The organism is Campylobacter sp. TTU-622, from assembly GCF_016598965.1.
Taxonomy (GTDB): Bacteria; Campylobacterota; Campylobacteria; order Campylobacterales; family Campylobacteraceae; genus Campylobacter_D.
The window spans coordinates 16,978-31,032 of sequence record NZ_JAENKR010000006.1 but is presented as its reverse complement, the minus strand read 5'-3'; the positions used below and the strand labels follow the sequence as shown (position 1 = coordinate 31,032).

The 14,055-nt window shown below is 26.3% G+C and carries 16 protein-coding genes; 2 read left to right on the top strand and 14 right to left on the bottom strand.

The genetic code is table 11. The features are described 5' to 3' along the window. The 14 genes from JG677_RS01655 to lpxB all read right to left on the bottom strand — a co-directional run. Nucleotides 1–666: LptF/LptG family permease (locus tag JG677_RS01655; protein WP_200284851.1), on the bottom strand; the 666-nt coding region annotated here is incomplete at its 3' end. After that, nucleotides 666–1,211 (bottom strand): aminoacyl-tRNA hydrolase, encoded by a 546-nt coding sequence (gene pth, locus JG677_RS01650; RefSeq protein WP_200284848.1) that lies wholly within the window; start codon nucleotides 1,209–1,211, stop codon nucleotides 666–668. The genes JG677_RS01655 and pth, both read right to left, overlap by 1 nt. Then, complete coding sequence (locus tag JG677_RS01645) at nucleotides 1,208–1,744, bottom strand: 50S ribosomal protein L25/general stress protein Ctc (protein ID WP_200284846.1); 537 nt, start codon at nucleotides 1,742–1,744, stop codon at nucleotides 1,208–1,210. The genes pth and JG677_RS01645 overlap by 4 nt, the downstream gene beginning before the upstream one ends. A gap of 89 nt (nucleotides 1,745–1,833) precedes the next feature. Further along, a complete protein-coding gene (locus JG677_RS01640) occupies nucleotides 1,834–2,235 on the bottom strand; it encodes a DUF2972 domain-containing protein (protein WP_200284844.1) in 402 nt (133 codons plus the stop codon). Then, nucleotides 2,195–3,079: a DUF2972 domain-containing protein gene (locus JG677_RS08965; protein WP_200284842.1), complete on the bottom strand. Its 885-nt coding sequence runs from the start codon at nucleotides 3,077–3,079 to the stop codon at nucleotides 2,195–2,197. Before JG677_RS08965 ends, JG677_RS01640 begins: the two co-directional genes overlap by 41 nt. An 83-nt stretch (nucleotides 3,080–3,162) precedes the next feature. Beyond that, nucleotides 3,163–4,137, bottom strand: coding sequence for a transaldolase (locus JG677_RS01630; protein WP_200284840.1), 975 nt, complete (start codon nucleotides 4,135–4,137; stop codon nucleotides 3,163–3,165). Nucleotides 4,138–4,226: 89 nt separating this feature from the next. Continuing rightward, nucleotides 4,227–4,745, bottom strand: coding sequence for a chemotaxis protein CheW (locus JG677_RS01625; RefSeq protein ID WP_200169902.1), 519 nt, complete (start codon nucleotides 4,743–4,745; stop codon nucleotides 4,227–4,229). A 4-nt stretch (nucleotides 4,746–4,749) separates the two neighbouring features. Beyond that, entirely contained in the window at nucleotides 4,750–7,062 is a 2,313-nt protein-coding gene (locus JG677_RS01620; RefSeq protein ID WP_200284838.1) for a hybrid sensor histidine kinase/response regulator, read from the bottom strand. A 3-nt stretch (nucleotides 7,063–7,065) separates the two neighbouring features. Next, entirely contained in the window at nucleotides 7,066–8,022 is a 957-nt protein-coding gene (locus JG677_RS01615; protein WP_200169900.1) for a chemotaxis protein, read from the bottom strand. Continuing rightward, nucleotides 8,015–8,782: a UDP-2,3-diacylglucosamine diphosphatase gene (locus tag JG677_RS01610; RefSeq protein ID WP_200169899.1), complete on the bottom strand. Its 768-nt coding sequence runs from the start codon at nucleotides 8,780–8,782 to the stop codon at nucleotides 8,015–8,017. The genes JG677_RS01615 and JG677_RS01610 overlap by 8 nt, the downstream gene beginning before the upstream one ends. After that, nucleotides 8,760–8,888, bottom strand: a complete 129-nt coding sequence (locus tag JG677_RS08960; RefSeq protein WP_267905146.1) for a hypothetical protein — start codon at nucleotides 8,886–8,888, stop codon at nucleotides 8,760–8,762. Before JG677_RS08960 ends, JG677_RS01610 begins: the two co-directional genes overlap by 23 nt. Beyond that, a complete protein-coding gene (locus JG677_RS01605; RefSeq protein WP_200284836.1) occupies nucleotides 8,885–10,402 on the bottom strand; it encodes a phosphoethanolamine transferase in 1,518 nt (505 codons plus the stop codon). Before JG677_RS01605 ends, JG677_RS08960 begins: the two co-directional genes overlap by 4 nt. 75 nt (nucleotides 10,403–10,477) lie before the next feature. Further along, a complete protein-coding gene (greA, locus tag JG677_RS01600) occupies nucleotides 10,478–10,963 on the bottom strand; it encodes a transcription elongation factor GreA (RefSeq protein WP_200284834.1) in 486 nt (161 codons plus the stop codon). 12 nt (nucleotides 10,964–10,975) lie between these two features. Next, complete coding sequence (gene lpxB, locus JG677_RS01595; protein ID WP_200169906.1) at nucleotides 10,976–12,067, bottom strand: lipid-A-disaccharide synthase; 1,092 nt, start codon at nucleotides 12,065–12,067, stop codon at nucleotides 10,976–10,978. A gap of 89 nt (nucleotides 12,068–12,156) precedes the next feature. Here lpxB and zupT point away from each other — a divergent pair, with 89 nt between their 5' ends. Further along, nucleotides 12,157–13,032 (top strand): zinc transporter ZupT, encoded by an 876-nt coding sequence (gene zupT / locus JG677_RS01590; protein WP_200217193.1) that lies wholly within the window; start codon nucleotides 12,157–12,159, stop codon nucleotides 13,030–13,032. A gap of 216 nt (nucleotides 13,033–13,248) precedes the next feature. Next, the gene (locus JG677_RS01585; RefSeq protein WP_200284832.1) at nucleotides 13,249–14,004 is read left to right on the top strand and encodes an ADP-ribosyltransferase; all 756 of its coding nucleotides are present in this window, start codon (nucleotides 13,249–13,251) and stop codon (nucleotides 14,002–14,004) included. The last annotated feature ends 51 nt before the right edge of the window (nucleotides 14,005–14,055 follow it).

The following is a 14,055-nucleotide window of genomic DNA, read 5'->3' as shown; positions in this document are numbered from 1 at the left end:
TCTTAGATCTTTAAATTCTTCATTTTGTAATCCTTTACTACTTACATTGTATTCATTTGGCAACAATGTCAAACTTCCTTCTTTTAAAGTCCAAGAATCATTACTAAAAAAAGCTTTTTTTGCAACAATAAATGAGGTTAAATTAAGATCTTTGGTATTAAAAATTTTAATATCCTCAACCTCATTTTGAGTACTTTTAACCTTATCAATATAAATTAGATCATCATTAAATTTTAAAAAAACTCCACTACCTTGTTTGATTAAAGCACCATTTTTAATAATATTTCTTTTATAATCATTAGCATAAGCAAATGAAGTGAAATTAAGCCCTATAAAAATAAAACAAAAAAATAAAGCCCATAAAAAAGGAAAAAGAATGACTAAATTTTTACTCAATCCCAATGCATAAAAACTTACAAATTCATTGCTTCTAATCATATTAACTAAACTTAAAATTAAAGCAAAAATTAAAGAGATCGGCAAAAGATAAAATATAGCACTACAAGCTAAAAAAAATACATAAAGCAAATCTAAATTTGCAGAATTAGGTAAATCTTTAAAATTTAATAAAAGATCAATACAAACAAAAAAACAAAGTAAAGATAAAAAAATAATAAAAAAATTTTTTAGATAAATTCCTGAAATAAAACGAAAAAAAATCCACATTATAAAACTTTTAAACTATATTTTGAAGCAATATAAGCTATATCATTTGAATCAATAAGTTCAAATAAAGCATTTTTTGTATGATCTAAAACTTTATCTAAAATTATTTTTTCATCTTTATTAAATTTAGATAAAACAAATTCTTTAATATTATTTGATCTTCCAATACCAATACGCACACGTTCATAGTCATTAGAACAAAGTTCATCTATGCTTTTAAGACCATTATGACCACCGCTACTTCCTGCTTTTTTAAATCTTAAAGATCCAAGTTTAAGATCAATATCATCATGAATAACTATAATTCTTTGACATTTATAAAAATCTTTAACAGCTTTTACGCTTAAACCGGAATTATTCATATAAGTATTTGGTTTTAAAAATAAAGAAGAGCCTATTTTATATAACTCTCCTTTAAATTTAGTATTTGAAATTTGTAAGAAATCGTTATTTTTAAGAATTAAATCAATAAGCATAAATCCGACATTATGTCTTGTATCCTTATAAGCATCTCCTATATTGCCAAGTCCTACAACTAAGATCACCTTGCTTTTTCTACACCTACTACTGCTACTCTTTCAGCATCAATAATGCTTACACCTTCTGGAATAACTATATCTTTTACAAGTAAAGCATCACCTACATCTAATTTACTAACATCTAACTCAAAAAAATTAGGTAAATTTTCAGCTTTACATTTAACTTTTAATCTTCTTTTTGATTGAATTAATACACCTTTATTTTTAAGTCCTATCGCAGTTCCTGTGATTTTAACGGGAATCATGTATTTAGACATTACACCTTTTTGTGCTACTTTTAAATCCACATGCTTAAGCTCTGCTGTTACAGGATCTTTTTGATAATCAACTATAACAACATTTAAAACTTTTTCCCCAACTTTAACATCAAAGGCAAGTGTAGTTTTTTTACGCACTTCTTTAATAAAATCATTAAGCTTAAAAGCCGCATGAATATTTTCAAATCCTTTTGCATAGATATTTGCAATTAGATAACCATCTCTTTTTAAAGCTTTGGCAGCTTTTCTACCGATACTCTCTCTAATAATACCTTCTAGCATTTTTTAACCTTTCATAAAATAAAATTTGTATTTTATCAAAAAAATCTTAGCTTAATTTAAAAGTCTATTTTATTAAATTTATACTCTAATCACCCATCCAACTCCTTACACATCTTTTCAAATTCTTGATAGTATTTCCAAGAAGCTATGATATCGGGACGATGTTTTTTAATATGAGTAAGTTCATAATCTAGTATGTTTTTAAGATATATTCTTAAATCTTTATTTTCTTTTAAATAATTTAATATATCTTTTTCATTTATAAAATTTGCTTCTTTAAACTCAATTTGCTCTTTTAAAAATATACTAAATTTTAAAAGATAATTTTTAACTTCTTCAAAAAGTTCTTTATGCTCTTTTAAAATTTTAAAATCATTTTCATCTATATAAATACCTAAGTTTTCATAGTAAATATAATCTTTATCTAGTATAAAAGATTTAATATCTATACTACATATAGGGGGGGGTATTGGATAATTTTGCTTTTTCAATAATGCTTAATTCTATATTTTTTAATAAATAAGGAAAAGTTTTTTTCTCAAGTAAAAGATTAAAAGGAAGTAAATGAGCAAATTTATTCCAAAGCTTGTGTTCAAATTTTTCTTTATCTTTTATATTGGGTGGATTAAAGTCTAAGGTTTTTGCTAATTTATTCATAGTATCAAAAGCTATTTTACTATCTAATTCTTTACAATCTATATAAAAGATTTTAAATTCTTTTTTACTTTCTAAAAATGCTTTTATGTTGGAATAGTAGTTGAAATTAAGTGTTTTATTTGAATTTTTCCAATATTTTAAAGCTTCTAAACTTGGTTTAATTTCATATTCATTATTCTTTCCTATATAAGAAATTTTAAAAACTTTATCTAAATCATCATTTAAATTTATTATTTTTGTGTTATTGCTGGATTTTCCGTGATTGATAAAAGTTTTAAATCTTGAAATAGGATCTCTTGTTAAAATGAGAATTTTAGTAGGATTTAATATATAAGAGAAATTTGGTATAAATTGTTTTTTCCTTGAAAAGAAAAGATGTAAATAAAAGTTTTTATCTTCTTTTTTTAATTTTTCCCTAATATTTATATAATCTAAAACATCATGATAAAGTTCTACTTTATTTAACCCGCATAAAAATAAAAAATAATTTAAAGCAGTACGACCCGATGTAGAAAAACAATAAATAACAAATTTATAATCGCCAGGCAAAACCTTAAATAAAAAAGGGAATAAATTTAATAATATAGCTTGTATTTTTATAAAACGATATAAAATCCATTTTTTAAAACCTTTCTCTTTTAAAATTTTAAAAGATTTACTATTTAAAGGATTTTTCATAATTTTTCCTAATAAAATTAAAATATTTAAATAATTATTAATAATAAATCTAAAAAATTATAATTTCTTAGATTTTAGAATATTTAAGATAAAGCACTTAAGATATCTTCATAAGCTATACAGAATTGTTCTAAACCATCATCCATTAAGCTTTTATAAGCCTTTTGTAAATCATATAAAGAAACAATTTGATTTAATTTAGCATAAATCTCAGTATTATCTAAAGGAGTTTTAAAAGTATAATCTTCATTAAAAGCATAAATAGCATCTAATGGAGCCGTATTTACACTATCTTCAAATAATAATTCTTTAATATAATAATCTTTATACAAAGAATTATCTTTAACACCTGTACTTGCAAATAAAGCTCTAATATTTGATTGATTATTTTTTATTATATCGTTATAAATAAGATTTGCATTTAAAACACCTATAGAACCTTGTTCTAACACTTTAATATCAAAGAATTTATCAAAACGACTTACAAAAATACTAATAACAGCTTTTGGAGTTTTTGTTTTATTTAAATAAGGATTTTTTTGATTAAAATATTTTAAACCTTCATTTAAGGCATCAAAACATTTTTTACCTTGGTCTTGTGAAAATACTAAAGTTGCATTAACGCTAACTCCTTCTTTCATAAGTTCATACATTACCTCATAAGAAGCTTCTGTAGCTGGAATTTTCATCATAACGTTTTCTTTAGATATGGCACTATAAAGTCTTTTTGCTTCACCTAAACTCAAACTCGTATGATCATAAAACCTTGGATCGATCTCAAGACTAATGAAACCATCATTAAAATTTAAAAAATGAGGCATTAATTTATCAGCTGCTTTTTTAATATCATTAATAGCTAATTCTTCATAAATTTCCTTAGCTTTTTTACCTTTTAATTTAACAATTTGATCTTTATAAAATAAAGAATTTAAAATAGCATTTTTAAAAATACTAGGATTAGAAGTAGCTCCATTAACTTTAGAATTTAATAAGTTTAAAAATTCTTTTTCTAAAAAATTATTTTCAATAAAATCACACCATAAAGAAAAATTTTTCATTATTAAGCCTTTTTATTGAAATAATATCCAGTTTTATTTTAAATTATATTTATTTAGGAAAGATTTTGATGGGAGAAAATCCCATCAAATTAGAATTCTCGTTTTAAAAGTGCTTCAACTTTAAGTATGGTAAGAATATTTTCATCTCTTTTACCAATACCATAAATCATACCTTTATCTTTTACTAAAGTTTCAGGTGGCGGATCAATTCTGCTTCTATGAATTTTAATTGCTTCTGTTAATCTATCTATAACAAAGCCGGCATTTCCTCCAACACCACTACCATTTGTTTCTCCTCTTAAAACTATATATCTAGTTTGAGGAGTCATTTTAGAACTTCCTAAGTTAAAACGCTGTGCTAAATCAATAAGTGGCATAACATTTCCACGCATATTAAACACACCTAAAACATAATCTGGCACACTAGGAACCCTAGTAAATTCTATAGGTTTGATAATTTCTTGTATATTAAGAATTGGAATAGCATATTCTTCATCTCCAACCACAAAACCAACTAGTTGGATTATATCATCTTCTTTATGATCTTGAGGACTAGCTATCTGAGCTTGCTGTTTTTGCAAAATTTGTTCTAATTTATCATTACTCATACTCTTATCCTAATTTTAAATTTTTTCTAACTACATTTTCTAAATACTCTGGAGAATAAGGTTTTGTAATATATTCTGTCATTCCCACTTCAACACCTCTTAAACGATCTGTTTTACTTGTTCTTGAGGTAACAGCTATTAGAGGTAAACTTCTATACTTAGAGTATTTTCTAATTTCGCCAGCTAAAGTATAACCATCCATTCTTGGCATTTCTATATCTATGAGCATGGCATCGATATCATGTTCTCCTGATTTAACAATATTAAGCGCCTCAACACCATTAGTTGCCTCGATTAAACTTACCCCTAAAGATTCCAAAGCTTTTTGCATTAAAGTTCTATCCATTTTAGAATCATCAACAATTAAAACTTTATAATCACTCGGTTTTTCTTTAACCTTTTTAACGTTTGATTCAAGCTGAGCTTTAATATCAACTTTAATTTCTTTAGCTATATCCATCATAGCTGCTACATCAATAATTAAAGTTACTCTACCATCTCCTCTTATAGTGGCTCCAGCAATTCCAGTAATATTTTGTAAATAATCACCCATTGATTTAATAACAATTTCTTCTTGACCTACTAAAGTATCAACTATAATACCAAGCTTACTTTCCGCTACGCCAATGACAACTACATATGTTTGATCGCCACTTTCAAGGACTTGCTTAACACCAAAAACATCTGAAAGTCTTACAAGTGAAAGAACTTCATCTCTTAAGCGTAATACATTTTTACCTTCTATAGTATAAATATCATCAATTGGAACCCTAACAGTTTCAAGAACACTCGCAAGTGGTATAGCATAAAATTCTTCTTGAGTACCTACAAGTAAAGATTGAATAATAGCTAATGTTAAAGGAATTTTTAACTTAAATGTGCTTCCTACTCCCACCTCACTGTCAATCTCAATCACACCATTAAGTTTTTCAATGTTAGTTTTAACAACATCCATTCCAACACCGCGACCTGATACATTTGTTACTTTTGCTGCCGTAGAAAAACCCGGTTTAAAAATTAAGGCAAAAGCCTCTTTATCAGTCATTTGATCTGCTTCTCTTTCGGTGATTAAATTTTTCTCTATAGCTTTATATTTTAATGCATTTGCATCAAGTCCTTTACCATCATCAGTAATTTCTACTACAATATGATTTCCCTCATTGTAAGCTTTAAGCTGGACAATACCTTTTTCAGGTTTTCCTGCAGCTAAACGAGTGGCTGGATCTTCTACTCCATGATCACAAGAATTTCTAATCATATGCATAATAGGATCACCTATTTCTTCAACTATAGACTTATCTAACTCTGTTTCTTCACCTGTAATTTCAAGCTCAATTTGTTTTCCAAGCTCACGACTTAAATCTCTTACGACTCTTGGGAACTTATTAAACACTTTCGCAATAGGCTGCATTCTTGTTTTCATTACGGCAAGTTGTACATCAGTTGTGATAATACTTAATTGACTAACTACTTGATTAAGTTCTTCAAGAAATTTTTCACCTTCATAGCGCTCTTCAACATCATCATAAATTTTAAGTAAGCGGTTTTTTCCAAGTACCAACTCACCAATTAAATTCATCAAATGATCAAGTCTTTTTACTTCAACCCTAATAGTCTGATCCATAGATGCACCACTACTGCCAGAAACAGGAACCTTTTTTTCTGCTTGAGTATCTGCTTGTGCATTTGCTGACTTATTTGGAGAAACCGATGCAGCTGAATTTTGCTTTTTTTGAGCTCTTCTTGCTTGATCTTCAGCTTTTCTTACTTTTAAAAGTCTTTCTATTTCTGCTTCAACTTCAGAATCACTAAGCTTATTTACATCTATATCAGATTCTAAGCTAGATTCTGGCTCTTGTTTTTCTTCTTTCTTAATCTCATTGTTTTCTTCTTTTTTTTCAGAAGAAGATGAAGAAGTTGGTGCTTCTCCCTCTGAAATAGCAGTAAGTTTAGAACAAATTGGTTCAATATCCATACCAATTGCTGTATCATTACCATTATCACGAATAGAATTAAGTAAAGTTTTCATTCTATCAATGGACTCTAAAACAACATCCATAATATCTGGAGTGATTTTAAGCTCACCATGTCTTGCTTTATTTAAAACATCTTCCATATGATGTGTTAATTTTGTTAAAACATCAAAATTTAAAAAACTTGATGATCCTTTAACAGTATGCGCAACACGGAAAATTCTATTTAATAATTCTAAATCTTCTGGATTTGATTCAAGCTCTACTAAGTCATGGTCGATTTGCTCAACTAGCTCAAAAGCTTCAACCAAAAAGTCTTCAAGTATTTCTTGCATATCTTCCATATTTTACCCCTGTTGTTGAGATTGATGTTTTTTTAAAACGCGAGTTATTTCAGAGAAAAAGTCACTTGCATTAAATTTTACCAAATATCCTTCTCCTCCAGCTTCTTGGACGCCTTTTTCATTCATAAATTCATTAGATAAAGAAGAATTAAAAACTATAGGAATATCTTTAAATCTTTGATCTTCTTTAACATGTGCTGCAAAATGAAAACCATCCATTTGAGGCATTTCAACATCACTTACAATAATCTTTAAATTTTCACCTAAAGAATCCCCATAAATTTGACTTAATTCTTCTAATTTATTAATACCCTCTACTCCATCTTTTGCTTCAACTACTTGCAATCCAATTTGCTGAAGCATTTCTTTAACGCGCTTTCTAGCTGTTAAACTATCATCTAAAATTAAAGCTGTTCCACTAAATTTTTCAATTTTACTAAGATCAATATCTATTTTAGGTGCGTAAATTCCTAATTCTTCTACTATACTTTCAAGATCCAAAATTAGTAAAACTTCATCATTTTCAATACGCGTTACACCGGTAATTTTACCTTTATCTAAAGCTCCAGATCCGGCAGAAAAAGTAGCTGGCTCTATATCTTTCCAATTAATACGACGAATTCTTTTAGCTTCATGGACAATAAAACCAATAAGAATATTACTAAATTCTGTAATAATAACTCTTGGCTTTAACATAGTTCCTTCTGGTTCAGTAATTTGCATCCATTTTGCAAGATTAACTACAGGTATAACTACTCCACGAAGATCAAAAATACCTTCGATATAATCAGGTACACCTGGTAATTCTGTAAGACTTGGAATTTTGATGATTTCTCTTACCTTGGAAACATTGACACCATAAATACCTTCATAAACTTTATCATGTCCTTGCTTAAAAATACGGAAATCAACAAGTTCCATTTCATTTGAACCTGTTTTAATTATATTTTCATCAAACATTTTGACCCCTCAAATTCTGTTCTTGAAATTTGATTTCTTGATTGTATTCTACTACAAAAAAACTTTCCTTATATGCAAAACTATCTAAATTAAAATATTTTATATTTTCATTATTTAAAATAAAATTTTGATGATAATGTCCTTCTATAACCCAAGTATTATTTGCATTATATTTTTTATATCTTTGATAAACTAAATTCTCAAAATTATTAATTTTAAAAAAAAGATTTTTCTTTTTTTGATTTGCTAAAATCTGTTTTGATATAAAATTAAAAGTTAGTTTATTTAAAAAATTTAAAAAATGAAGCAAAAAATGTCTTCTTAAATTTTTTAAAATAAACCCTAAAAAAGGATTTAAAAAAATATCTCCATGTGCTAAAAAAAAATTTTCTTTTTTATCTTTTTCAGTATAAAAAATAGCTTTTAAAGGTTGTTTTTGCAAAGGAAAAATTTTCACTTTTTTAAAAAAAGGAGAAAGATTAAAATCATGATTTCCTTCTAAATAAAAAATTTCTATATCTTTACTAAGCTCTTCTAGTAAAAAAATATATTTTTTTGCAAAACTATGTGTAGCAGAAATTTCTCCTATTAATAGATCAAATATATCTCCCATTAAAAAAAGTTGAGAAGTTTTAATTTTACCTTCTTTTAAGGCACATAAAAAATTCCAAAAACTCTCTCTTTGTTCATTTTCATGTGCATCAGCTATAAAAATAGCACCATTTTTAATAATCACTTCATCTTGTAGATGCTTTTTCATTTTTTAATTCTTTATCATAATCTACACCTTGATTGAACATTCTTTTTCTTTTTTCATTAAATTTAGGATTTAAAATATCTCTTGTAGCATTATAATCTTTTATCATAATCCCCCCCCCAATGTACATAAAGCATGAATTAAATCATCACTCATAAAAGCTTTACTTTTTGCTTTTATAATTTTCTCATAAAGCTCTTTATGGTTTTGCTTAAAAGTATCACTTACTATTATTAAAAAAGGGATCTCAGCTGTAAAACGAGAAGGCTTAAAATGGCCTAAAAAACCTTTATCTTCATATAAACTTTCAGAATGATCACTTAAATAAATAATAACAGAATTTTTATCTTTAAAAAGATTAAACACTTCATTAACTACAAAATCATTATAAAGTACAGCATTATCGTATTCTGCTACTAGTTGTTTTTGTTTAGTATTTAAAGAGGAAATATTAATGTCTTTAGCACTAAATTTTTCAAAATCTTTAGGATATCTGTATTTATAATTTGCGTGAGTGCCTAATAAATGAAAAATAAAAAAATCATAATTGTTTAAATTTTCTTTCGCAAAAGGCAATAAAACTTCATCATATTTTGAAACAATGGTTTTATCATCATTTGTAATAGAATTAGCAAAAATACTTTTATTTGCACGACTCGCAATTGCACTTGTGATACTTGAAGGAAGAGATGCTTTTTCTTGATTAGAAATAAAAATACTCTTATAGCCTGCTAGATTAAACAAATCAACAAGATCTAATTTATCTTCCCAAACCTCATCTTCATTACTTGCAAAAGTTAAGACCCTAAGCAAAGAAGCTGCAGTATGCGCAAAAGGAGAAATTACATCATCAAATTTTATTAAATTTCCTTCTTTTTCAAGTTTTTTTAATCTAGGATTTGTATCAAGCTCATAACCATATAAGCTCATATGATTGCGTCCTGTACTTTCTCCTATAATTAAAACCACATAAGGAATTTTTTCCTTAAGTAAAACCTTACCTTTATAGTCTTGAGTAATATTTTCATAATTTTTTATATAGCTTTTGTATTTCCCATATAAACTATCATTACCAAAAAATTCATATGTCTTATTTAAAATACGCAATAAAGCATTTTCATTCAATCTTTCCAAAGCTCCAAAAGAGTCATTTTTGATAAAAAATTTATTTATAAAGTCTACAGACAAAATAATAATTACAATAAAATAAAAAATTATAAAAATTTTTCCTATTTTAGGATAAGCTTGCTTTGGATTTTTTAAGAATTTTAATACTAAAAATACAGCTATTAAAATGCCTAAAATATTCAATAAATCCTTAAGTCCTATAAAAGTAATTAAAAATTCATAACTTTCTCTTAAATTAGTATCTAATAAAACTTGTATTAATAAAGGATTGATTAGGGTGTGATAATTTAAAAGTAAAAAACCCTCAAATATAAAATCTAAAACCGCAAAAACTAAATAAAAATATAAAAAATATTTAGTTTTTTGTTTTAAAAATAAATAAAATAAATGTATTAGTACAACTTCAAATACTAAAGAATAAATTATACTTTTAAAACTTCTACTTAAAAACCAGTTAAAATCATGAATATATAGAATATAATTAAAATAAAGCATTAAAATTATATTGCTTAGGTAGATTAAAAAAATAATTTTAAAATATTTTTTTAAAAAAGCTAAAAAATTTGACACTTAAAACTCCAATTTTTCATAAAAAATGTCTATAATTTCAAATTCACTTTCTCCCTTTGGCAAACACACTTTAAACTCATCACCTATTTTCTTACCAAGCATGGCCTTTGCAATAGGTGAATTGATGGAAATATAACCTTTTTCAAGATTGCTTTCACAAATTCCAACTAAAGTATATTTACTTTCTTTCTCACTTTCTACATCCATAATCACAACACTAGAGCCAAATTTAACACTATCGTGATCATAGCTTGAAGGATCAATAACTTGAGCTCTTGCTAAAATATCGCTTAATTCTGCTATGCGACTTTCAATTAAAGCTTGTTTTTCTCTTGCAGCGTGATATTCTGCATTTTCTTTTAAATCTCCGTGACTTCTTGCTACATCAATCTCAACAACTACTGCTGGACGTTGATTATCTTTTAAGTCTTTTAATTCATTAAGTAATTTTTTATAGCCAAATTCACTCATTGGTTCTTTTTGCATTTTTTATCCTTTTTAAATTTCATGAAGTATTTTAGCCAAATTTTTTGCACTTCCAAATTTTAAATACTCTTTTAAAAAATTAACCTTATCAAAAAATACTTGATAATTATAATTTATATAAGAATTATAAAGATTTTCCACCTTAACTTCATTTTGTAAAAATTCAGGATTTAAAGGCTCTTTTCCTGCAAAATCACAAATAATATTTGCAAGTCCTATATGTTTTAATTTTACAAATAATTTTGCTATAAAAATATCAATAGCTTTTGCCTTATAAGTTAAAACAAAAGGCGTTCCCACTAAAGCTGCTTCTAGTGTAGCTGTACCACTACAAATAAAAGCAAAATCAGCTTTTTTAAGTATTTTTGGAGTATTGCTTTGCACCTTAAATTCGGATATATCTTCATAAATTTCAAGTTTATCACGTCTAAAAGAAGGAACACAAAGAATTTTTTCACCTTTAAATTTTTTAGCAAGTTCTCTAAAGATAGGCATTAATCGTTTAATCTCACTTTTTCTTGATCCAGGTAAAAAAGCTATAATTTTTTCTTCTTTTTTTGAAAGAATTAATTTTTTATCTTCTTTAGTTTTAAATTCTTTAATTTCATCTAAAAGCGGATGTCCGCAATAAATACTCTTAGTAAAAAACTTATCGTCAAAAGGTAAAATAGATGCCAAAATATCAAAATGACTCTCTATAATAGGAATACGTCCTTTCTTCCATGCCCAAACTTGAGGAAGTATATAATAAACTCTTTTTATTTTTGAATTTGATCTTTTTAAAGCTTTAGCTAAAGGTATATTAAAAGCTGGAGAATCTATGCAAAGTATAGCATCAATTTTTACTTCAAAACTTAATTTTACAAGTTCTTTGATCGCTTTTTTTGCTTTAAAAATCAAAGGTAAAATCTCTATAAATCCCATAGCACTAAATTCATGAGAACTATAAAGAGGTTTAGAATCTAAGTTAAATTCTTTAGACAAATCCTCATCATAAATTCCCAAAAGATTAAAATCTTTAAAATTTTCTTTATAAACTTTTAAAATTTCTTTTAAATGTAAATTTGCTGATGGCTCTAAAGCACAAACTAAAAAAGTTTTCATCATTTAACTCTTTAATCAAAATAAAATTTAAATTCTAGCCAAAACTTACTTAAAATATTAATTATTAATAATTTTTGTTATAATGTTTTATGGAATTCACACTAGAAGAACTTTTAATAGCAATAATTTTAACCATACTTGCTGGATTTTCAACTGCAATTGGCTCTGTGATTGCTTTTTTTAGCAAAAATGATAATTTAAGAATTCTTTCTTTTGGACTTGGATTTTCAGCTGGAGTAATGATTTATATTTCTTTTATGGAAATTTTACCTTCTGCTTTAATTGATTTTAAAAGATATTATAATTCAAGTTATGGTGAGCTTTTAGCACTCTTATGCTTTTTTAGCGGTATTTTTTTATCGGCCATGATTGATAAATTTATTCCAGAAGATGTTAATCCTCACGAACCAAAAGAAGATTTAAGTGAGCTTAAAATCTGTCCTTTACCTAAAAAAAATGAAAAAGCTCCACACTTTCATCCTGGAGAACCACTCAAAAAAATCAATGCTAAGGCTCTAAAAAGAACTGGGTTATTTACCGCACTTGCTATAGCAATACATAATTTTCCAGAAGGCTTTGCTACTTTTATTTCAAGCCTTGATAATCTTAGTTTTGGCATAGCTATAGCTGTTGCTGTTGCTATACACAATATCCCAGAAGGAATGGCAGTTTCTTTACCTATTTATCATGCTACAAATGATAAAAAGAAAGCTTTTATTTATTCAGCTCTTTCTGGAATAGCTGAACCTATAGGAGCTATCGTTGGTGCATTTTTAATTTTACCTATTATGAATGAACTTACCTTAGCTATTACCTTTGCTGTGGTAGCTGGGATAATGGTCTTTATCTCTTTTGATGAATTACTCCCTGCTGCTAAAACCTATGACAAAGCACACGATAGTCTTTATGGATTAGTTTTTGGAATGGCTGTAATGGCAATAAGTCTAATTTTGTTAAATCCTTAAAGATAAGTTTTTAAATTTTTTAAAATATTTTTACTATTTATTTTTAAAATCATATTAAACATATTTTACTTTTTGTAACATTAAAATTCTATGGTACTTCTTTATATTTAATACTATTTATATCTTAATTTACGATTTTATACATAATTTTCCTAAAAAATTAAATTTGTATGGTATATAATTAATTATAATCTAATTCAAATTAAAGGAGTGCTAATGAAAAAAATTATTTTTTTACTTTTATTTTTAGGATTTCAAGCATCTTTAATGGGATATTATGATGATGCAGGTTATAAAAAATTTAAAAATGGTTGGGAAGCAGTAAATTGGTGGTTAAGACTTTATGGAAATAATGTTTTATCTCAAGAAGAAAAAAGTATAGTCTATCAATATACTTATGGTGATTTTGTAACAATAAATAATAAATTAAGAAATGGAGAAGGACTTTCTTCTTTAGATGAAAAACAAAAAGAGATGGTAAAAAAGCTTGATCAAGCTTTAGGAAAAACAATTATATTTGAGAATTTGATAGTTTATCGTTATGAAAATCTAAGCTTTATATTTAGACTTTTAGATAAAAGTTATTTTTCTCAAATTTATAAAGATGGAAAATTCACAGAAAGGGCTAAACACTATTTAGAATTTATTAATCATAAAAAATACAGAGACTATGGGTTTATGTCTACTACTACAATTAGAAATAGTGTATTTCAATCAAGGCCTGTTGAACTTGTTATAAAAGTTCCAAAATACTCAGATGCACTTTTTGTCTCTTTAAAAGGACTTGCTGCATTTGAAAGTCAATATGAATTACTTTTTCCAAGAAATAGAGTTTTAAGTATAGAATCTTATGAAATATCTAAAGATTATAAAAAATTAACAATTTATGTCAAAATGACGGGCCCTTGTTATATCAATCAACCTTGTGAGATTGAAAAAGTGGATAATTTGAAACAACCAAAAGAGTTTTAATACTAAAAAACCATTACAAATTGTAATGGTTTTGACAATTTTAATTAAGTA

Coding starts and splice junctions, on each gene's coding strand:
- JG677_RS01645 (WP_200284846.1), bottom strand. CDS start 1,744: ATGCTAGAAGGTATTATTAGAGAGAGTATCGGTAGAAAAGCTGCCAAA.
- JG677_RS08965 (WP_200284842.1), bottom strand. CDS start 3,079: ATGAAAAATCCTTTAAATAGTAAATCTTTTAAAATTTTAAAAGAGAAA.
- JG677_RS01630 (WP_200284840.1), bottom strand. CDS start 4,137: ATGAAAAATTTTTCTTTATGGTGTGATTTTATTGAAAATAATTTTTTA.
- JG677_RS01625 (WP_200169902.1), bottom strand. CDS start 4,745: ATGAGTAATGATAAATTAGAACAAATTTTGCAAAAACAGCAAGCTCAG.
- JG677_RS01620 (WP_200284838.1), bottom strand. CDS start 7,062: ATGGAAGATATGCAAGAAATACTTGAAGACTTTTTGGTTGAAGCTTTT.
- JG677_RS01615 (WP_200169900.1), bottom strand. CDS start 8,022: ATGTTTGATGAAAATATAATTAAAACAGGTTCAAATGAAATGGAACTT.
- JG677_RS01610 (WP_200169899.1), bottom strand. CDS start 8,782: ATGAAAAAGCATCTACAAGATGAAGTGATTATTAAAAATGGTGCTATT.
- JG677_RS08960 (WP_267905146.1), bottom strand. CDS start 8,888: ATGATAAAAGATTATAATGCTACAAGAGATATTTTAAATCCTAAATTT.
- JG677_RS01605 (WP_200284836.1), bottom strand. CDS start 10,402: ATGCTTTATTTTAATTATATTCTATATATTCATGATTTTAACTGGTTT.
- greA (WP_200284834.1), bottom strand. CDS start 10,963: ATGCAAAAAGAACCAATGAGTGAATTTGGCTATAAAAAATTACTTAAT.
- lpxB (WP_200169906.1), bottom strand. CDS start 12,067: ATGAAAACTTTTTTAGTTTGTGCTTTAGAGCCATCAGCAAATTTACAT.
- zupT (WP_200217193.1), top strand. CDS start 12,157: ATGGAATTCACACTAGAAGAACTTTTAATAGCAATAATTTTAACCATA.
- JG677_RS01585 (WP_200284832.1), top strand. CDS start 13,249: ATGAAAAAAATTATTTTTTTACTTTTATTTTTAGGATTTCAAGCATCT.